Annotated in this window: 16 protein-coding genes; 10 read left to right on the top strand and 6 right to left on the bottom strand. The window is 72.3% G+C overall.

Annotated features, from left to right (window positions below; translation table 11 throughout):
* Positions 1–12 precede the first annotated feature (12 nt).
* The 5 genes from ISO16_RS01715 (at position 13) to ISO16_RS01735 (ending at position 5,111) form a co-directional block, all read left to right on the top strand.
* Positions 13–729 carry a hypothetical protein gene (locus ISO16_RS01715; protein WP_029543353.1) on the top strand — a complete coding sequence of 239 codons (717 nt, stop codon included), beginning with the start codon at positions 13–15 and terminating at the stop codon, positions 727–729.
* Positions 717–1,652: a tRNA (adenosine(37)-N6)-dimethylallyltransferase MiaA gene (gene miaA / locus ISO16_RS01720; protein ID WP_029543354.1), complete on the top strand. Its 936-nt coding sequence runs from the start codon at positions 717–719 to the stop codon at positions 1,650–1,652. Before ISO16_RS01715 ends, miaA begins: the two co-directional genes overlap by 13 nt.
* 10 nt (positions 1,653–1,662) lie before the next feature.
* Positions 1,663–2,529, top strand: a complete 867-nt coding sequence (gene dapF / locus ISO16_RS01725; protein WP_029543356.1) for a diaminopimelate epimerase — start codon at positions 1,663–1,665, stop codon at positions 2,527–2,529.
* Positions 2,530–2,631: 102 nt separating this feature from the next.
* The gene (gene hflX / locus ISO16_RS01730) at positions 2,632–4,080 is read left to right on the top strand and encodes a GTPase HflX (protein ID WP_006935077.1); all 1,449 of its coding nucleotides are present in this window, start codon (positions 2,632–2,634) and stop codon (positions 4,078–4,080) included.
* The gene (locus ISO16_RS01735) at positions 4,080–5,111 is read left to right on the top strand and encodes a hypothetical protein (RefSeq protein WP_072635138.1); all 1,032 of its coding nucleotides are present in this window, start codon (positions 4,080–4,082) and stop codon (positions 5,109–5,111) included. The genes hflX and ISO16_RS01735 overlap by 1 nt, the downstream gene beginning before the upstream one ends.
* 2 nt (positions 5,112–5,113) lie before the next feature.
* Here ISO16_RS01735 and ISO16_RS01740 read toward each other — a convergent pair whose 3' ends face one another.
* The 4 genes from ISO16_RS01740 to ISO16_RS01755 are packed head-to-tail and all read right to left on the bottom strand — an operon-like array spanning position 5,114 to position 9,251.
* Entirely contained in the window at positions 5,114–5,371 is a 258-nt protein-coding gene (locus ISO16_RS01740) for an HPr family phosphocarrier protein (RefSeq protein ID WP_006935073.1), read from the bottom strand.
* 38 nt (positions 5,372–5,409) lie between these two features.
* Positions 5,410–7,455, bottom strand: coding sequence for a PTS fructose transporter subunit IIABC (locus tag ISO16_RS01745; protein ID WP_029543363.1), 2,046 nt, complete (start codon positions 7,453–7,455; stop codon positions 5,410–5,412).
* Between the two features lie 9 nt (positions 7,456–7,464).
* Positions 7,465–8,487 (bottom strand): 1-phosphofructokinase family hexose kinase, encoded by a 1,023-nt coding sequence (locus tag ISO16_RS01750; protein WP_065922626.1) that lies wholly within the window; start codon positions 8,485–8,487, stop codon positions 7,465–7,467.
* Positions 8,484–9,251, bottom strand: coding sequence for a DeoR/GlpR family DNA-binding transcription regulator (locus tag ISO16_RS01755; protein ID WP_006935066.1), 768 nt, complete (start codon positions 9,249–9,251; stop codon positions 8,484–8,486). Before ISO16_RS01755 ends, ISO16_RS01750 begins: the two co-directional genes overlap by 4 nt.
* A gap of 139 nt (positions 9,252–9,390) precedes the next feature.
* Between ISO16_RS01755 and ptsP the strand changes: the two genes are divergently transcribed.
* The 3 genes from ptsP (at position 9,391) to ISO16_RS01770 (ending at position 13,683) form a co-directional block, all read left to right on the top strand.
* Positions 9,391–11,076 carry a phosphoenolpyruvate--protein phosphotransferase gene (gene ptsP / locus ISO16_RS01760; RefSeq protein WP_072635139.1) on the top strand — a complete coding sequence of 562 codons (1,686 nt, stop codon included), beginning with the start codon at positions 9,391–9,393 and terminating at the stop codon, positions 11,074–11,076.
* A 73-nt stretch (positions 11,077–11,149) separates the two neighbouring features.
* Positions 11,150–12,460, top strand: a complete 1,311-nt coding sequence (locus ISO16_RS01765; RefSeq protein ID WP_029543368.1) for a uracil-xanthine permease family protein — start codon at positions 11,150–11,152, stop codon at positions 12,458–12,460.
* 80 nt (positions 12,461–12,540) lie between these two features.
* The gene (locus ISO16_RS01770) at positions 12,541–13,683 is read left to right on the top strand and encodes an acyl-CoA dehydrogenase family protein (protein WP_029543369.1); all 1,143 of its coding nucleotides are present in this window, start codon (positions 12,541–12,543) and stop codon (positions 13,681–13,683) included.
* A 93-nt stretch (positions 13,684–13,776) separates the two neighbouring features.
* Here the strand turns inward: ISO16_RS01770 and lexA are convergent, their stop codons facing one another.
* Positions 13,777–14,490: a transcriptional repressor LexA gene (lexA, locus tag ISO16_RS01775; protein WP_006935055.1), complete on the bottom strand. Its 714-nt coding sequence runs from the start codon at positions 14,488–14,490 to the stop codon at positions 13,777–13,779.
* A gap of 251 nt (positions 14,491–14,741) precedes the next feature.
* Between lexA and ISO16_RS01780 the strand changes: the two genes are divergently transcribed.
* Both ISO16_RS01780 and nrdR read left to right on the top strand, forming a co-directional pair.
* Positions 14,742–15,371, top strand: a complete 630-nt coding sequence (locus tag ISO16_RS01780; protein ID WP_083662504.1) for a LysM peptidoglycan-binding domain-containing protein — start codon at positions 14,742–14,744, stop codon at positions 15,369–15,371.
* Positions 15,372–15,563: 192 nt separating this feature from the next.
* Positions 15,564–16,037, top strand: a complete 474-nt coding sequence (nrdR, locus tag ISO16_RS01785) for a transcriptional regulator NrdR (RefSeq protein ID WP_029543374.1) — start codon at positions 15,564–15,566, stop codon at positions 16,035–16,037.
* A 42-nt stretch (positions 16,038–16,079) separates the two neighbouring features.
* Here the strand turns inward: nrdR and hrpA are convergent, their stop codons facing one another.
* Positions 16,080–20,000 (bottom strand): ATP-dependent RNA helicase HrpA, encoded by a 3,921-nt coding sequence (gene hrpA, locus ISO16_RS01790; RefSeq protein ID WP_072635140.1) that lies wholly within the window; start codon positions 19,998–20,000, stop codon positions 16,080–16,082.
* Positions 20,001–20,028 lie beyond the last annotated feature (28 nt).

A 20,028-nucleotide genomic window follows, 5' to 3' on the forward strand; every position in this document is an offset into this window, starting at 1 on the left:
ACGGTGGCCCGTGTGTTGATCGCCGCGGCGTTCGTGCCGTCCCCACCCCTGCTCGTTCCCGAGTTGACCGGCTCCGCGGCCGCCGAGACCGCCGACCTGCGCGCCGCCGTGCTCGACGTCGGGGCGGAACTGCGCGCCGCGGCGCAGTGGGTCGTCGTCGGTACGGGCACGGAGGCCGCGCACCTCCCGGACACGGCCGTCGGAACGTTCCGCGGCTTCGGTGTCGACCTGGCCGTCTCGCTCGGGCCGGCGACCGCGGGGACGCCCGATCCGCAGCTGCCGCTGCCGGCCCTGATCGCGGGCTGGTTGCGCGACCGGACGGCGCCGGTCGTGCGCGCCACCACGCACGTCGTGCCGGCCGACACGACCCCGCAGGACTGCGCCCGCTTCGGGCGGCGGCTGCGCGGCGCCCTGGACGCGGACCGCACCCCGACGGCCCTGCTCGTGGTCGCGGACGGCCCGGCCACGCTCACCGCGAAGGCACCCGGGGCCTACCACCCCGGGGCGCAGGAGGTGGACGAGGCGCTCGGCGCCGCCCTCGCGGTCGGCGACGCCGCCGCGCTCGCCGCGCTCGACCCGGCGCTCTGCACCGAACTGGTCCTCGACGGCCGCGCCGCATGGCAGGTGCTGGCCGCGGTGTTCGGCTCCGACGGACCGGCGGCGGCCGCCACGACCCACAGCAGCGCGCCGTACGGCGTGGGATACCACGTCGGGATGTGGCGACCGTGACCCGTGAGCCCCTCCCTCCGGTGGCCGTCGTCGGCCCGACGGCCACCGGCAAGTCCGATCTGGGTCTCGATCTCGCCGAGGAGCTCGGCGGGGAGATCGTCAACATCGATGCGATGCAGCAGTACCGCGGCATGGACATCGGCACCGCCAAGCTGCCCGTCGACGAGCGGCGCGGCATCACCCACCATCAGCTCGACGTCCTCGATGTCACCGAGACCGCCACGGTCGCCCGCTACCAGCAGGCCGCGACCGCCGACGTCGAGGCGATCCGGGACCGCGGCGCCGTGCCGATCATCGTCGGCGGCTCGATGATGTACGTGCAGGCCCTCCTCGACGAGTGGCAGTTCCCCGCGACGGATCCGCAGGTACGGGCCAAGTGGGAGGCGCTGCTCGCCGACGAGGGGGTGGCCGCGGTGCACGCGGCGCTGCAGCGGGCCGACCCGGTCGCCGCGGCGACGATCCTCCCCACCGACGGCCGCCGCATGGTCCGCGCCCTCGAAGTGGTCGAGCTCACCGGGGCGCCGTTTGCGGCGTCGCAGCCGCAGATCGGCGATCCCAGATGGGGGACCGTCGTGCTGGGGGTGGACCGGGACACCGTGGCCCTCGACGACCGGATCGCTCGGCGTACGGACCTGATGTTCGAGCGCGGACTGGTCGACGAGGTGGCGGCGCTGTGCGAACAGGGGCTGCACGAGGGGGTGACGGCCCGTCGGGCGATCGGGTACGCGCAGGTGCTCGAGTACCTGGCCGGTGAGTGCGACCTCGCCCACGCCCGCGAGCGCACCTTCATCGGGACGCGGCGCTACGTGCGCCGGCAACGCTCGTGGTTCCGCCGGGATCCGCGGGTGCACTGGCTCGACGGTGCCGATCCGGCGCTGCGGGACACGGCGCTGCGGGTTCTCGCCGATGCGAACCGTCGTTAAGGTGACGGGCATGGACTTCAGCAAGGGCCACGGCACCGAGAACGACTTCGTGATCCTCCCGGATCCCGACGTGCGGATCTCCCTCGAGCCGAAGCGGGTGGCGGCGCTGTGCGACCGCCGTCGCGGCCTCGGGGCGGACGGGGTCCTGCGCGTCGCGCGCGCCGGGGCCCTGGTCGACGCCGGGGTTCTGCCGGCACTGCCCGAGGGGACGGACGCCGACGACTGGTTCATGGACTACCGCAACGCCGACGGCTCGATCGCGGAGATGTGCGGCAACGGGGTGCGGGTGTTCGCGCACTTCGTCACCGCCAGCGGGCTCGAGTCGCGCGGCGAGTTCGTCGTCGGCAGCCGCGCCGGCGGCAAGCCGGTGCAGGTGCACAGCGCCGACGCCACCCACGGCGAGGTCACCGTCGACATGGGTGTGGTGCGGGAGCTGGGGGAGTCGACGGCCACCATCGAGGGCCGGGTGTACCGCGGGCTGGGCATCGACGTCGGCAACCCGCACCTGGCCTGTGTCGATCCGCACCTGACCGCGGCGACCCTGGCCGCCCTCGACCTTTCCGGTCCGGGTTTCGACCCCGGCTTCTTCCCGCAGGGGGTCAACATCGAGTTCCTCACGCCCATCTCCGCGGGCGCGGTGGACATGCGGGTGTACGAGCGGGGCGTGGGGGAGACCCGGTCCTGCGGCACCGGCACGGTCGCGGCCGCCGCCGCGGCGTTGCGTTTCGACGGGTCCGGCTCCGGTACGGTCCAGGTGCACGTCCCCGGCGGGACCGTGCAGGTGCGCCTCGAGGACGGCCGGGCCGCGTTGCGCGGCCCGTCGGTGCTGGTGGCGTCGGGCACGATCGGCGACGACTGGTGGGGCGGCCTGGACTGACTCCCGGCCCGGCGGCGCCGGTGCGCCGCGCGGGTTTCGCCCTGCGCGGACACCCGGAAAGTCGCATGCGTCGGCGCGTCCGACGTGGGACGATGGTCGTGTATGACGAACACACGACGAAACGAATCGGCCACCGACGACGCGGACCGCGTTGCGGGCTGGGCCCCCGCCGACCCGTCGGTCGGCGAGATGCAGCTCGAGGACCGCAGCGCCCTGCGCCGCGTCGCCGGGCTGTCCACCGAACTCGAGGACATCACCGAGGTCGAATACCGGCAGCTCCGCCTCGAGCGGGTCGTGCTGGTCGGGGTGTGGACCGGCGGCACCGCGGCCCAGGCCGAGGCCAGCCTCGCCGAGCTCGCCGCACTGGCCGAGACCGCGGGCTCCGAGGTACTCGAGGGCCTGATCCAGCGCCGGGACCGTCCCGACGCCGCGACCTACATCGGCTCCGGCAAGGCCGAGGAACTGCGCCAGGTGGTGCTGGCCACCGGTGCCGACACCGTCATCTGCGACGGCGAGCTCACCCCTGCGCAGCTGACCGCCCTGGAGAAGATCGTCAAGGTCAAGGTCATCGACCGCACTGCACTGATCCTCGACATCTTCGCCCAGCACGCCACCTCCCGTGAAGGCAAGGCGCAGGTATCGCTCGCGCAGATGGAGTACATGCTGCCGCGACTGCGCGGCTGGGGCGAGTCGATGTCGCGGCAGGCCGGCGGCCGTGCCGGCAGCAACGGCGGCGTGGGCCTGCGCGGTCCCGGCGAGACGAAGATCGAGACGGACCGTCGCCGCATCCGCGAACGGATGGCCAAGCTGCGCCGCGAGATCAAGGCGATGAAGTCCGTTCGCGACACCAAGCGCACCCGGCGCATGCGCAACCGCATCCCGTCGGTCGCCATCGTCGGCTACACCAACGCCGGCAAGTCCAGCCTGCTCAACAAGCTCACCGGTTCCGGTGTGCTGGTGCAGAACGCGTTGTTCGCAACGCTCGACCCGACCACCCGCCGGGCCGAACTGCCGGACGGACGGGAGTACGTGCTCACCGACACCGTCGGCTTCGTGCGGCACCTGCCGACCCAGCTCGTCGAGGCGTTCCGCTCCACCCTCGAGGAGGTCACGGACGCGGACCTGCTGCTGCACGTGGTGGACGGGTCCGATCCGTTGCCGACGGACCAGATCAAGGCCGTGCGCGAGGTGATCACCGACGTGCTGCGCGAGTCCGACGCTCCGCCGCCGCCCGAGCTGATCGTGGTGAACAAGGTCGACGCCGCCGACCCGCTGACCCTCACCGAGCTGCGCGCCCTCCTGCCCGACGCGGTGTTCGTCTCGGCGCGCAGCGGCGAGGGACTCGACGAACTGCGCGAGCACCTTGCCGCGCTGCTCGAGCACCCGGACGTCGAGGTGAAGGTGCTGCTGCCGTACACGCGGGGCGACCTGCTCGCGCGGATCCACTCGGACGGGCAGGTCCTGAACTCCGCGCACGAGGTGGACGGTACGCGCGTGCATGCCCGCGTGCCGCAGGCGCTCGCGTCGGCCCTGGTCGAGTACGCCGCCTAGTGCGCGGGGCCCTCGTCGGCCTGGTGGCCTCGGCGGCCGTCGTGTCGGCGCCGGCCGCCGCGGCGCAGACCTCCACGGTCCCGATCGCCGAGGTCGACGGTGGCGTGCTGTGCACCCCCACCGATCCCGCCCTCGCGGAGCTGTCGGGCCTCGTCGCCTCCGGTGATCGCGTGTTCGCGGTGCCGGACGCCGGGGCCGACGAGGCGGTGTTCGAGCTCGGGGCCGACTGCGCGGTGGTGCGCCGCATCCCGCCGCCCGTCGACCCGTACGACGTGGAGGACCTCGCCGCCGGTCCGGACGGTCGGCTGTGGCTCGGCGACGTCGGCGACAATCGCGCCGCGCGCGACACCGTCGCGCTGATCTCGGTCGACCCGCAGACCGGCGCGGGCAGCCTGCACCGGCTCACCTATCCCGACGGCCCACGCGACGCGGAGACGCTGCTCGTCCCGCGCGACGGGGTGCCGCTGATCGTCTCCAAGCCGCTGTTCGGCAGTGCCGGGATCTACCGGCCGGCGGGCGGGCGGAGCGTGGACGACCTGCCCGACCCGGGGCCGGTCCCGCTCGAACGCGTCGGATCCCTGACCCTCGGCCCCACGGACACCCCCGGCGGACCCGTCGGCGGGGCCTCCTCCGCGCTGGTCACCGGTGGCGCGGTCAGCGCCGACGGCACCGTCGCCGCAGTGCGCACGTACACCGATGTCTACCTCTTCCACGCCCCCGACGGCGACGTCGCGGCGGCGCTCGCGGCGGGCCCGGCCCTGCGGGTGCCGGTGCCCGACGAACCGCAGGGCGAGGCGGTGGCCTTCACCGCGAGCGGGGACCTGCTGACCGCTTCCGAATCCGCCGGCGGCGCCCTGCCGGGAGTGCGGGTGTGGCGCGACGTGGTGGGCCTGTTCCGGCCCACGCCTGCGGAGGAGCCGGCGCAGACCCCGGGCGGGGCGATGCCCGCGGCGATCGCCGCGGGCATCGTGATGATCGCAGCCGCCGCAGGCGGGCTGTGGCGACGGGCCGCGCGCCGCCGCCGGGGCTGACGTCAGGCGTCGAGGTCGGCGGCCACCAGCTCGGCGACCCGGGCGAGCACGTCGGTGTCGTCGCTGGTCACGGTGACCTCGGTGCCCTGGGTGGCGCCGAGCGTCATGATGAGCAGCGCCGAGCCCGCGTCGACGGGTTCGCCGCCGTCCACGGCCAGGGTCACCGGGACTCCGGAGGCGACCACGGCTTCGGCGATGATGCCGGCCGGCCGGGCATGCAGGCCGATGGACGAGCCGACGGTGACGGTGGTGCTGGGCATGGGAACTCCTTCGGGGTAGGGACGGTCGTCGGATCCGATCAGGCGACGGCGGGCTGGGCCGCGGTGTCGCTGCTGCGCAGGTGGGCGGGCCGGTGCACCTCCTTGGCGAGGGTCACGCACAGCGCACCCACGACGGTGCCGGCGGCGAGGGCGACCAGGAACCACAGCAGGTTGCCGATGGCGAAGAACACGAAGATGCCGCCGTGCGGGGCGCTGAGGGTCGTCCCGGTGGCCATCACGATCGCGCCGGTGACGGCGCCGCCGGCCATCATCGACGGGATCACCCGCAGCGGGTCCGCCGCCGCGAACGGGATCGCTCCCTCGGAGATGAACGAGGCACCGAGCAGCCATGCGGCCTTGCCGTTCTCGCGTTCGGCGGTGCTGTAGATGCCCGGCCGCAGCGTCGACGACAGTGCCATCGCCAGCGGCGGCACCATGCCGGCGGCCATCACGGCCGCCATGATCTGCAGCGAGGCGTTGTTCGAGACGTCGAGCCCGGCGACGGCGAAGGCGTAGGCGGCCTTGTTGACCGGGCCGCCGAGGTCGAAGCACATCATCAGGCCGAGGATCACGCCGAGGATGACGACCGAACTCCCGGACAGGCCGTTGAGCCAGTTCGTCAGGCCCGTGGTGATCGCGGCGAGGGGCTTGCCGAGGACGAGGAACATGAGGGCGCCGACGATGAGGGTGGCGAACAGCGGGATGATCACCACCGGCATCAGCCCGCGGGCCCACACCGGGACCGGGATGCGACCCACCCACAGCGCTGCGAAGCCTGCGATGAGGCCGCCGACGAGGCCACCGATGAAGCCGGCCCCGACGAACACGGCCACCGCGCCGGCGGTGAAGCCGGGCGCCAGGCCGGGCCGGTCCGCGATCGCGAAGGCGATGAAGCCCGCCAGGGCGGGCACCAGGAAGGAGAACGCCAGCGAGCCGAGCTGGAACAGAACCGCGCCGAGATAGGTGGTCAGGCCGCCGTCCGGGAGGTCGGTCAGCGAGTTGCCGACCACGATGTCGGCGGCGGGCTCGGTGATCTCGTACCCGCCGAGCAGGAATCCGAGGGCGATGAGCAGGCCGCCCGCGGCGACGAACGGGATCATGTAGCTCACGCCGGTCAGCAGGATCTGACGCAGCCGGGTGCCCCAGCCGACCTCGCCCGCCGAGGGTTCGTCGGCGGCCGCAGCCACGGCGGCCGCGTCGACGGTGCCCGCGGACGGGTCCTTCGCCGCGCGCATCGCCTCGGCGACCATCACGTCGGGCTCGTTGATCGCCCGCTTGACGCCCGAGGCGACCACCGGTTTGCCGGCGAACCGTTCGCGGTTCTTCACGCCGACGTCGGTGGCGAAGATGACGGCGTCGGCGCCGGCGATCACGGACGCCGGCAGGGGGGTGCTGCCGCTCGAACCCTGGGTCTCGACCCGCACCGTGACCCCGGCGCGTTCGCCCGCGGCCTTGAGGGCATCGGCGGCCATGTAGGTGTGGGCGATTCCCGTCGGGCAGGCGGTGACAGCGACGATGGTGCGCTCGGCGGCCGGGGTGGGTTCGGGCGCCGGGGTGGCCGGCGCGGACTCGGCGGCCGGGGCCGCGGTGGTGGCCGGGGCCGGTTTCGGCAGAACCCCCTCGACCAGCGCGATCACGTCCGCGGGTGTGGCCGCGTCGCGCAGTGACCCGACGAAGTCCGGCCGCACGAGTGCCCGGGCGAGCGACGAGAGCAGCTTCATGTGCTCGGCTCCGGCCCCCTCCGGGGCGGCGATGAGGAACACGAGGTCGGCGGGTCCGTCGGGGGCCCCGAAGTCCACCTTGGGGGACAGTCGCGCGAAGCCGAGCGACGCGGTGGCGACGGCGTCGGCGCGGCAGTGCGGGATGGCGATCCCACCGGGCAGGCCGGTGGCCGACTTGGCCTCCCGGTCCAGGGCGGCGGCGGTCAGTGCCGCCGCGTCGGTGGCGCGGCCGGCGGCGGCCAGCCGCGAGGCCAGCGCGGCGATGACCGACTCCTTGTCGGCGCCGAGGTCTGCGTCGAGCGCGATCAGGCCGTCGTCGATGATCGCGGGCCCGGAGGTGGCGCCGGAAGCGATGTCTGGCATGGCGTGTCCTTACTGGTGGTGAGGGAGGGCCGGGGACGGGGTGTCCAGGGGAACGGGGCGGAGCGGAGCGACCTCGACGGCGCCGGTGTCGACGTCGTCGGGTCCGGGAAGCGTGGTGCCGGGAAGTGCCACGGCCGCCGAGCCGTACGCGACGGCGTGGCGGAGGCGCTCGGCGGGGCCGAGCCCGGCCAGCTCCGCGACGAGATAGCCGGCGAGGGAGGAGTCGCCGGCGCCGACGGTGCTGCGCGCGGTCACGGGTCCGGGCACCGCGTGCCAGGCACCCTCGGCGGTGATCAGCACCGCGCCGGCCGCGCCGAGCGTGGCCAGCACCGCCCCGACGCCGCGCTCGACGAGCCGGCGTCCGGCGGCGACGACGGGTCCGGTGTCGCCGGCCGCCGCCGCGGATTCCAGGGCGGCGGCGTCCGCGCCGGTGAGCTGGGCGAGCTCGTCCGAGTTCGGTTTGAGCAGGTCGGGGGCGGCGTCGGGGAACCGGGCCGCGAGCGACAGCAGGGGAGACTCGGAGGTGTCCACCGCGATGCGGCACGCGACGGACCCGTCGACGGCGGCCGCGCGGACGGAGCGGACGAGATCGGCGTACCAGTCGGCGGGCACGCCGGGCGGCAGCGATCCGGACATCACCACCCAGCGGGCGTCGGCGGCGGCATCGACGACGGTCCGGCGCAGCGCATCGAGTGTCCCTTCGGTATACGCCGGGCCGGGCTCGTTGAGCTTGGTGGTGGTGCCGTCGGGCTCGGCGACGGTGATGTTGCTGCGCGCGAAGCCCCCGGTCGGAACGGCGCGGTAGCCGATGCCGTGGTCGTCGAGCGCGGCGAGCAACGGGTCGCCGGTGTTTCCCGGCAGGACGGCCAGGACCGGCCGGCCGGCCGCGCGGAGCACGCGGGCGACGTTGACGCCCTTGCCGCCCGGGTCCACGCGGGTGGCGGCGGCGCGGTGCACCGCGCCGCGGACGAGCGGGCCCGTCAGTGCGACCGTCCGGTCCAGGCTGGGGTTGGCGGTCAGCGTGACGATCATGCCGTCACCACCTCGATTCCGTTGTCGGTGAGCTCTTTGCAGTCGGTGTCGTCGATCTCGGTGTCCGTGACGAGCACGTCCACGGCGTCGACGGGGGCGAAGCTGATCAGGTGCTGTCGGCCGATCTTGGAGGAGTCGGCGAGGACGACCACCCGGTCGGCGCATCGGACCATCGCGCGCTTGACGGCGGCCTCGTCCGGGTCGGGAGTGGACAGGCCGTGGCCGACGCTGAGCGCGTTGGTGCCGATGAAGGCGACGTCGACGTGCAGAGCCCGGAGGAATCGCAGCGCGTCCTCGCCCACGCTGGCCTGCGTGATCCCGCGGACCCGGCCGCCGAGCATGTGCAGGCGCACCGATCCGAGGCCGGCGAGCCGCGCGGCGATCGGAACCGAGTTGGTGACCACCTCGAGGTCCACGTCGGCAGGCAGCGCCGCCACCAGCCGGCCGGTGGTGGTGCCGGCGTCGAACACCACACTGCCGCCGGCGGGGGGAAGGTACCGGGCCGCCGCGGCGGCGATCCGGTCCTTCTGTGCGGCGTGGGTGTGCTCGCGCTCGCTCAGCGCGGGTTCGGTCACCGTGAGCGCTGCGGTGGGGATCGCGCCGCCGTGCACCCGGCGCACATGGCCGAGCCGCTCGAGCAGGGCGAGGTCCCGGCGGACGGTCTCGGTGGTGACGCGGAAACGGGTGGCCAGATCGGCGACGGACATCCGTCCCCGTCGGCCGATCAGCTCGGCGATCGCCTGCTGCCGTTCCTCTGCGTACACGCCGGGCTCCTCACCGCCGAAATGTTGGTTTATGTTGTTTTACGCCCGTATGTGTTGACATGTCAATGGTTCGGAGTAATCTCGATCACAGAATTACCCCGGAGGCCCATCCCGACACACCGGGCGGCGAGGAGGAGACATGGAGAAGGTGATTCCCGCAGCGGCGGAGATGTCGATCGTTCGGGGCACGCCCGTCGTGCCCGGGGTTGCCTACGGCCCAGTCGTGCGCCCCGCGCCGCGGCCGCAGATACCCGCCACGTTCGAGAGCATCCCGGACACCGCGCGCGACGCCGAGGCGGAGCGTTTCCGGGCGGCCGCCACCACCGTCGCGGACCGGCTGCGCAGCCGCGCCGGCCAGGCCTCGGGCGCCGCCGCCGAGGTCCTGCTCGCCAACGCCCAGCTCGCCGAGGACCGCGGCTGGCTCGGCGCCGTCGCCGCGAAGATCCGCAGCGGAGCCGGCGCGGTCGAGGCCGCCGTCGGCGCCACCGACCAGTTCGCCGACATGTTCACCAAGCTCGGCGGGCTGATGGCCGAGCGCGTCACCGACCTCCTCGACATCCGCGACCGCGTGCTCGCCGAGCTCAGCGGCCACCCCGAACCCGGTCTCGACCTGCCCGAGGAACCGTCGATTCTCTTCGCGGAGGACCTCGCCCCCGCCGACACCGCCGGCCTCGATCCGACCCGCGTGATCGGGCTCGCCACCACCCTCGGCGGGCCCACCAGCCACACCGCGATCATCGCCCGGCAGCTCGGCATCCCCTGCGTGGTCGCGGCGGCCGACCTGGACACCGTTCCCGCCGGCACCCGCGTCCTCCTCGACGGGGCCGCCGGTGAGATCCGTCTCGACCCCGACCCCGAAGGCGCGGCCGCTGCGGTCGCAACCGACCGCAGCGAGCGTGCGCGCATCGCGTCCTGGGCCGGCCCCGGCACCACCGCGGACGGTCATCGTGTCGAGATCCTCGCGAACGTGCAGGACGGCGCCGGTGCCCGTGCCGCCCGCGAGACCCCGGCCGAGGGGGTCGGCCTGTTCCGGACCGAGCTGTGCTTCCTGGACCGGGAAACCGAGCCGACCGTCGAGGAACAGGCCGCGATCTATGCGGAGGTCTTCACCGCCTTCGCCGGCCGGAAGGTCGTCCTGCGGACCCTCGACGCGGGTTCCGACAAGCCGCTGCGCTTCGTCAACCACCCCGACGAGCACAACCCCGCACTCGGGTTGCGCGGCATCCGGATCGCGACCGCCACCGAAGGACTGCTCGACCGGCAGCTCGACGCCGTCGCCGCCGCGGCCGCCCGCACAGGCGCCGCGCCGTGGGTGATGGCGCCGATGATCGCGACCGTCGCGGAGGCCGCGCACTTCGCCGCCGCCGTCCGCGCCCGCGACCTCGTGCCGGGGGTGATGGTGGAGGTGCCGGCTGCCGCGCTGCTCGCCGAACGCCTCCTCGAACACGTCGACTTCCTGTCGATCGGCACCAACGACCTCGCGCAGTACACGATGGCCGCGGACCGCATGTCGCCGCACCTCGCGGCCCTCACCGACCCGTGGCAGCCGGCCGTGCTGGCCCTGGTCGCCCGCACCGCCGCCGCCGGGCGCGCGGCCGGCAAGCGGGTCGGGGTGTGCGGGGAGGCGGCAGCCGACCCGTTGCTCGGCTGTGTCCTGACCGGCATGGGGGTCACCTCGTTGTCCTGTGCGGCAGCAGCCGTCGCCGGCGTCGGCTCCCGCCTGGCCACGGTCACCCTCGACCGGTGCCGCGAGGCCGCGGACGAAGTGCTCCGCACCGTCGACCCCGGCGAGGCGCGCGAGGTGGCGGCCCGCGTGCTCGCCTGACCGAGGTGATCCGCGTCGGGAGCGACCCCCGCGACCTGCTCCCGGAGCCGGCCGGCGCCTACCATTCCCCGTTGTGAACGAACAACTGAGGACGCGGACGGCCGGGTTCGGCTGGACCCTGCACGGCGACGGACGTCGCGTTGCCGACGGCGAGGTCGTCGCCCCGGACGAACGACTGTCCTGGCCCCGCACCGTGGGCATCGGCATGCAGCACGTGATCGCGATGTTCGGCGCCACGCTGCTCGTGCCGACGATCACAGGCTTCCCGGTCACCACGACGCTGCTCTTCTCCGGTGTCGGCACCGCCCTGTTCCTGCTGATCACCCGCGGCCGGGTGCCCAGCTATCTCGGCTCGTCGTTCGCGTTCATCGCGCCGCTGGCGGCCTCGGCCGGCGAGGGCCCCGCCGCCCAGCTCGGCGGCATCGTCGCCGTAGGAGTCGCCCTCGCGCTCGTCGGTCTCGTCGTCAAGGCGCTGGGGTCCCGCGTCGTCGACGCGCTGATGCCGCCCGTCGTGACCGGCGCGATCGTCGCCCTCATCGGCCTGAACCTCGCGCCGGTCGCGGTCGGATCCTTCGAGGCCCAGCCGCTCGTCGCGGCGATCACGCTGGCCGCGATCCTGCTCGTCACGGTGCTCGGCCCCGGCCTCGTCGGCCGCCTCGGCATTCTCGTCGGCGTGATCGTCGGCTGGCTCTTCGCCGCCGTCTCCGGCGGCCTCGCCGAGGAACGCGTCGCGGCCCTGCGCGACGCCGCGTGGTTCGGCCTGCCCGAACTGCGCGCCCCCGCGTTCGAGCTGTCCGTGGTGCTGATCGCCCTGCCCGTCGTGGTGGTTCTCGTCGCCGAGAACGTCGGCCACGTCAAGGCCGTGGCGGCCATGACCGGCCGCAATCTCGACGACGTCGCCGGCGACGCGCTGCTCGCCGACGGCCTGGCCACGACGCTCGCCGGGGTCGGTGGCGGCTCGGGCACCACCACCTACGCCGAGAACATCGGCGTGATGGCCGCGACGCGGGTGTACTCGACCGCGGCGTACTGGGTGGCCGCCGCGACGGCCGTGGTCCTCGCCTTCTCCCCGAAGTTCGGTGCCCTCGTCTTCACCGTCCCGGACGGCGTGCTCGGCGGCGCCACCCTGGTCCTGTACGGCTTGATCGGCATCCTCGGCGTGCGGATCTGGATGGAGGCGAAGGTCGACTTCACCGATCCGGTCAACCTCACGGTGGCCGCCGCCGCGCTCGTGGCCGGGATCGGCGACCTCACCCTCACTGTGGGTTCCGTCGAACTCGGTGGCATCGCGTGGGGCTCGATCGGCATCCTGATCGCCTACCCGCTCCTGCGGCGATTGGCGGACCTGCGCCGCCGGCCGCCCGGCGTGTCCGGTCACAAATAACGCTCGTTCCTGTCAGCGTCAGACCCGTCCTCCGATGTCTACCGTGAGCGTGACGTACGTCATCGGATACAGGAGCGCACATGGAACGCACCCTCTTCGAGCCCGAGCACGAACTTTTCCGCGAGTCGTACCGGAAGTTCCTCGAGCAGGAGGTGGCTCCCTTCCACGAGCAGTGGGAGCAGGACAAGATCGTCGACCGTGAGGTCTGGAAGAAGGCAGGCGCGCAGGGCTTCCTGGGCATGGCCGTGCCCGAGGAGTACGGCGGCGGCGGTGTCGAGGACTTCCGCTACAACACGATCGTCACCGAGGAGACCACGCGCGGAGGTTTCAGCGGCATCGGTTTCATGCTGCACAACGACGTCGTGGCGCCGTACCTGCTGAAGCTGGCGAACGAGGAGCAGAAGCGGCGCTGGCTGCCGGGATTCTGTTCCGGCGAGATCATCACCGCGATCGCGATGACCGAGCCCGGCACGGGCAGCGACCTGCAGGGCATCAAGACCCGCGCGGTGCGGGACGGCGACGAGTGGATCCTCAACGGTTCCAAGACCTTCATCACCAACGGCATCAACGCGGACCTGGTGATCGTCGTCGCCTGCACCGACCCGGACAAGGGGGCGCAGGGCTTCTCGCTCCTCGTCGTCGAGCGCGGGATGGCCGGCTTCGAGCGCGGCCGCAATCTCGACAAGATCGGCCTCGCGGCGCAGGACACCGCCGAGCTGCACTTCACCGACGTGCGGGTGCCCGCCGCCAACCTCCTCGGTGAGGAGGGCCTGGGCTTCATCTACCTGATGCAGAACCTGCCGCAGGAGCGCCTGTCGATCGCCGTGGTGGCGGCGGCGGCGATGGAGGCCGTGCTCGAGGACACGATGCAGTACTGCCGCGACCGCAAGGCGTTCGGCAAGTCGATCGGCAGCTTCCAGAACACCCGGTTCGAGCTGGCGGAGCTGGCCACCGAGACCACCCTCGCGCGCGTGTTCGTCGACAGGTGCATCGAGCAGCTCAACGCCGGAACCCTGAGCGTGCAGGAGGCGGCGATGGCCAAGTACTGGACCACCGACAAGCAGGTCGAGCTGATCGACCGGTGCCTGCAGTTGCACGGCGGTTACGGCTACATGCGCGAATACCCGGTCGCGAAGGCGTATCTCGACGCCCGCGTGCAGAAGATCTACGGCGGCACCAACGAGATCATGAAGGACATCATCGGCCGCGGCCTGAATCTCTGACCGGCCCCGGGGCACCGGTCCCGGCCCGGAACGAGCACAGGCGGCGCCGCGATCCGCGGCGCCGCCCGCGCGCGTTCGCGGGGAGGAGCGAGGTCAGAGCTTGCGGATCACGGTGACGACCTTGCCCAGGATGACGGCGTCGTTGCCCGGAATCGGTTCGAACATCGGGTTGTGCGGCATCAGCCACACGTCCTTCTTCACGCGCTTGAACGTCTTCACGGTCGCTTCGCCGTCGAGCATCGCGGCGACGATATCGCCGTTGTCCGCGACGTTCTGCTGGCGCACCACCACCCAGTCACCGTCGCAGATGGCCGCATCGACCATCGATTCGCCGACCACCTTGAGCAGGAACAGCGAACCCTGCCCCACCAGTTCTCTCGGGAGCGGGAACACGTCCTCGACGGACTCCTCCGCCAGGATCGGACCGCCCGCCGCGATCCTGCCCAGCACGGGAACCATGGCGGCCGGCGTGGCGGACTCGGCGGCGGTGTCGACCCCCTCCGCCGGCTGCGCCTGCGGGGCCGCAGGCTGCGGATCGTCGAGGCCGCGCACGTCCACTGCCCGGGGGCGGTTCGGATCGCGCCGGAGGAAGCCCTTGCGTTCGAGGGTGCGCAACTGGTGCGCCACCGACGAGGTGGAGTTGAGGCCCACCGCGTCGCCGATCTCGCGGATGCTCGGAGGGTAGCCCCGTTCGGTGACCGATTCGCGGATCACCTCGAGGACGCGGCGCTGGCGTTCGGTCAGGCCGGCGGCCGGATCGGCGGTGGTCGTCCGGCTCCGCCCGGCCCGGGGATGGCCGTCCGTCATGATCGTGACCTCCGTGCGTCGTGTGTCGGATGTGCTGGATGTGATGGATCGAATCTAGCTCTCCGATGGCCGGTTATCAAACATCTGTTCGAGATTTTCGGCCGGTAGTGCTGACTTTGTCGGAGCGGCGTGGTACACATCGAACACACGTTCTTTCGAACAGGTGATCGAATTACTCTCGCCGTCGATCGAGCGGTGACCGAAGTTCCGCCGCGGGCCCCGTCCCGCGGACGAGCGACACGGAGGCCTCGATGAGGACATCAGCAGTTCGCCGCACCGAATGGAACGACACCCGGCACCACCCAGGCCAGTGCGACGACACCGGGCAGTACGACACGGGACACTACGACGACACCGGGCAGTGCGACACAGGGCCGTGCAACGACACCGGGCAGTTCGAGGACACAGGGCAGTACGACACCGGACGGGACGGCGAGGGCCGGGCACGACGCTCCGCGGCGACGCACCTCGCCCGGCGGCCGCACGAGGCGCCGGACCGGCGGCTGCCGGTCCGCCCGGATCCGGGGGTGGTGGACTACCGGCGCGCTCCGGTCCGGGTCTCGCGCGTCCCGCACCGGCCCGCCGGGACCGCGCAGCCCGGCCTGCGCACCGTACTGGCGACGGCCCTGCTGACCGCGGTCGCGACCGCGGGACTGCTCGGGATTGCCCACCTGCGCACCAGCCAGGTTGCGGCCGGGGCCGCACGTACCGACGTCACCGTCGTGCAGGCGGGGGAGTCGCTCGGCGACGTCGCGGCGCGGGTGACTCCGGGTTTGCCCCGCCCCGAGGCGATCGAGCGGATCCTCGAACTCAATGCCATGTCGGACGGCCGTCTGCGGGACGGCCAGACCCTGCTCGTTCCGGCCTCCGCGCCGCGGTGAACCGGCATGGACGGGCGGGTACCGGATCCGGCCGACGATCCGGGTATGCAGGTATTGTCGACTCTTGTCAGTCACACCACCTCGTGTGGTCGCGCCGAGAGCGATTCGCCTGCCGGTGAGTCCGGTCTCGGGAGGACGGCATCGGTTCGACGCCGACGTCGCGGCCAGCACGGCTACGACGAAGGAATCGACATGTACTGCCCGTATTGCCGGCACCCCGATTCCCGCGTCGTCGATTCCCGCGAAGCCGACGAGGGGGCCGCGATCCGTCGCCGAAGGGCATGCCCCCAGTGCGGCAGGCGTTTCACCACCGTCGAGACGGCGGTGCTGTCGGTCGTCAAGCGCAGCGGCGTCACCGAACCGTTCAGCCGGGAGAAGGTGGTGCGCGGGGTGGCCCGTGCCTGCCAGGGCCGCGACGTCGACAACGACGCCCTCAACCTCCTCGCCCAGCAGGTCGAGGACGCGGTGCGGGCCAAGGGTTCCCCGGAGATTCCGAGCAACGAGGTCGGTCTGGCCATCCTCGGCCCGCTGCGGGACCTGGACGAGGTGGCGTATCTGCGATTCGCCTCCGTCTACCGGTCCTTCAGCTCCGCAGAGGATTTCGAGCGCGAGATCAAGGAACTGCGCGAGCACCAGCACCGACGCGAGACCGAGTCCCCGGACTGAGCGCCGCGCCGTTCGGCGCGCGCCGGGATCCTCGTCGCCGGATCAGCGAATCGCCGCGACGGCCTTGAGGATTCGCGTCTCCGAGATCGGCCCGCGGGTGCCGAGGTGCTGCGCGAACAGGCTGACCCGCAACTCCTCGATCATCCACGAGACCTCCACCACGTCGGCAGCCGTGGCCCGCTCCTCCGGCAGCCGGGCGAGCAGTCGGTCGTACTCGGCGTAGACCCGGTCCAGCACGTCCATGCCCTGCCGGTCGCGAAGCGCGCTCGCCGGCAGCGATTCGAGCCGGTGTGCCGCCGCCGCCAGGTAGCGGGGCAGGTCGGCCAGCCGGGCACTGCCGAGTTCGGCGACGAAACCCCGGAACAGCAGCGAGGTCAGCTGTTCACGCACGTCCTCGGCGGCCTCGCCGCGCACCCGTTCGAGCAGCACCTCCACCTCGTGTGCCCTGGCCAGGGCGGGGACGACGAGCTTCAGCAGCGCCGCCACCCGGCCCGGCAACTGGGCCCGCACCACCTTCGCCAGCGCGGTGAACTCGTCCGGTGTGCGCACCGGCTTGCCGTGCCGGGCGATCAGCTCGTCCACGGCGCACGCCCGGCAGTCCTCGAGCAGATCCTCGAACGAGCCGTCCGGATTGCGGCCGAGCGCCAGCCGTTCGCCGTTGCTCAGGCCCGACGTCGCGGCGCGCGCCTGCATCGGGACCGCCTCGAGCAGCAGAGCCTGCAGCCCGGTGCGCATCGCGGCCTGCTGCGCGTGCGGGGTGCTGAGCACCCGCACGGCCACGCCACCATCCTCGGCGACCAGCGTCGGATATCCGGTCACCTGCTGGCCGGCGACGGTGCGTGTGACCGTGGGCTCGAGGGTGCCGAGCGTCTCGGCTGTCCATACCAGTGCCGGCGCGCGCTCGGTGCTCGACGCCGCCCGGGAGACCTCGGCCTCGACACGGTTCGCCAGCTGCCTGCGCAGCGCGGTCAGGCTCTTGCTGCGCGCGAGTACGGCGCCGCGTTCGTCGACGGCCGCGAACGTCATCCGCAGGTGGTCCGGCAGGGCGGTCGGGTCGAAGTCGCTCGGCTCGATCCGCGCCGCGCCGAGCCGCGACAGCTCCCGCGCCATCGCGTTGACGAGCGGCTCGGAGCGCGGCTGCACGGACGCGAGGGCTGCCGCAGCGAAGTCCGGTGCCGGAACGACTTGGCGGCGAAGATGCTTGGGAAGCGTCTTGATCAGGGCGGTGACCAGCTCGACCCGCATACCGGGTACCGACCAGTCGAAGCCGACCGGCCGGACCCCGGCCAGCAGCGCGACGGGAATGCGGACGGTGACGCCGTCCTCCTCGGTGCCGGGCTCGAACTGGTAGGTGAGGGGGAACTGCAGATCGCCCTGCCGCCACGCGTCGGGGTAGTCGCCGCCGAGGACGGTGGGCGCCTCCTGGTTGACCACCGTTTCCGGGGTGAAGGTCAACAGGTCGGGATTCTTCTGCCGTTCCTTCTTCCACCACGCGTCGAAGTGCCGCGCCGAGACGACCTCCGGTCCGACGCGCTGGTCGTAGAACTCGAACAGGGTCTCGTCGTCGACGAGGATGTCGCGCCTGCGGGCCCGGTGCTCGAGCGCCTCCACGTCCTCGAGCAACTCACGGTTGGCGTGGAAGAACCTGTGGCGCGTCCGCCATTCGCCTTGGACGAGGGCATGCCGGATGAACAGCTCGCGTGAGGCCTCGCGGTCGATCGGGCCGTACTGCACGGGCCGTTGCGCGACCAGGGGAATGCCGTAGAGCGTGACCCGCTCGTAGGCCATGGCGGCCTCGCGCCTGGTGGACCAGTGCGGTTCGGAGTAGGTGCGCTTGACCAGGTGCGGGGCGAGCTTCTCGGCCCATTCGGGTTCGATCCGCGCGGTGACCCGAGCCCACAGCCGCGACGTCTCGACCAGCTCGGCGGCCATCACCCAGCGCGGCGGCTTCCTGGACAGCGACGAGCCGGGGAAGATCGCGAACCGGGTCCCGCGCGCGCCGAGGAAGTCCCGCTTCTCGCCCTCACGCACGCCGACGTGCGAGAGCAGCCCGGCCAGCAGCGACTGGTGGATCGCGTCGTGGCCGACGTCCTGATGCCGCGTCTCCCACCCGAGGTTGAGGGTGATCTGGCGCAGCTGGCCCTGCAGATCCTGCCATTCCCGGATCCGCAGCCAGTGCAGGAACTCGTCGCGGCACATCTTGCGGAACCGGCTGGACGACAGTTCCTTCCGCTGCTCCTTCAGGTAGTCCCACAGCTTCAGGTACGCAAGGAAGTCCGAGCCCTCGACGGCGAACCGGGCGTGCTTCTCGTCCGCCGCCTGCTGGAACTCGGCCGGCCGTTCGCGCACGTCCTGGATCGACAGCGCCGCAACGATGATCAGGACCTCGCGCAGGCACCCGTTGCGGTGACCCTCCACGATCATCCGCGCCATGCGCGGATCGACCGGCAACAGCGCGAGTTCGCGTCCGGTGCCGGTCAGTTTCGGTGGTTCGTCCTTCGACGGCGGTTCGAGCGCACCGAGTTCCTCGAGCAGCGCGACACCGTCGCGGACGGCCCGCGGGTCGGGGGCCTCGACGAAGGGGAACGAGGCGAGGTCGCCGAGCCCGAGCGCCGTCATCTGCAGCACGACCGAGGCGAGGTTGGTGCGCAGGATCTCCGGTTCGGTGAACTCGGGGCGGGCCTCGAAGTCCTCCTCGGAGTACAGCCGGATACAGATGCCGTCGGCGACGCGGCCGCAGCGGCCGGACCGCTGCTGGGCGGAGGCCTGTGAGATCTCCTCGATGGGCAGTCGCTGGACCTTGGTGCGCACCGAGTAGCGGGAGATCCGCGCGGTGCCGGGGTCGACGACGTAGCGGATACCGGGCACGGTGAGCGAGGTCTCGGCGACGTTGGTGGACAGCACCACCCGCCGGCCGGTGTGTGGGGTGAACACCCGGTGCTGCTCGGCGGCGGACAGCCGCGCGTACAGCGGCAGGATCTCGGTGCCCCGTAGCTTGCGGTCGCGCAGCGCGTCGGCGGTGTCGCGGATCTCGCGTTCACCGGAGAGGAACACGAGGATGTCCCCGTCTCCCTCGGCGCAGAGTTCCTCGACCGCCTCACAGACGGCATCCACCGGGTCGCGGTCGACGAGCGCGTCGCCCACCTCGACCGTCAGGGGCCGGTACCGGATCTCGACCGGATAGGTGCGGCCGGAGACCTCGACGATGGGCGCGGGCGTGCCGTCGGCCGCTGCGAAGTGGTTCGCGAACCGTTCCGGGTCGATGGTCGCCGAGGTGATGATCACCTTCAGGTCCGGCCGCCGGGGCAGCAGTTCCTTGAGGTAGCCGAGGATGAAGTCGATGTTGAGGCTGCGTTCGTGGGCCTCGTCGATGACGAGGGTGTCGTACCGGCGCAGCAGCCGATCGCGCTGGATCTCGGCGAGGAGGATGCCGTCGGTCATCAGCTTGATCAGCGTCGAGTCCGACACCCGGTCGGTGAACCGGACGGTGTAGCCGACGGTGTCGCCGAGTTCGGAGTCGAGTTCCTCGGCGATGCGCTCGGCGACCGCCCGGGCCGCGATGCGGCGCGGCTGCGTGTGCCCGATCAGGCCGCGGACGCCGCGGCCGAGTTCGAGGCAGATCTTCGGGATCTGCGTGGTCTTGCCGGAGCCGGTCTCGCCGGCGACGATCACCACCTGGTGGTCGCGGATCGCGGCGGCGATGTCGTCCCTGCGCTGCGAGACCGGGAGGTTGTCGGGGTAGGTGACCGTCGGCACGCCGGCCGCCCGCGCCGCGAGCCGCAACCGCGCCTGCTCGATCTCGTCGGCGATCTTCGCCAGAGCCTCGGGTCCGCGGGCGCGGTCGAGCCGCCGGCGGATGCGGTGCTCATCGCGCAGCGATACCTCGGTGAGGCCTGCCTTCAGGTCGCGACGGGTCGCCCCGGGCGGGGCGGGGGAGCGCGGGGTCTCGGGTGAGGTGGACATGCTGAATCAACAGCCTAGCGAAGCGCGG

Origin of the sequence: Rhodococcus sp. M8 (assembly GCF_015654185.1) — a bacterium.
In the GTDB taxonomy this organism is placed as follows: Bacteria; Actinomycetota; Actinomycetes; order Mycobacteriales; family Mycobacteriaceae; genus Rhodococcus; species Rhodococcus aetherivorans.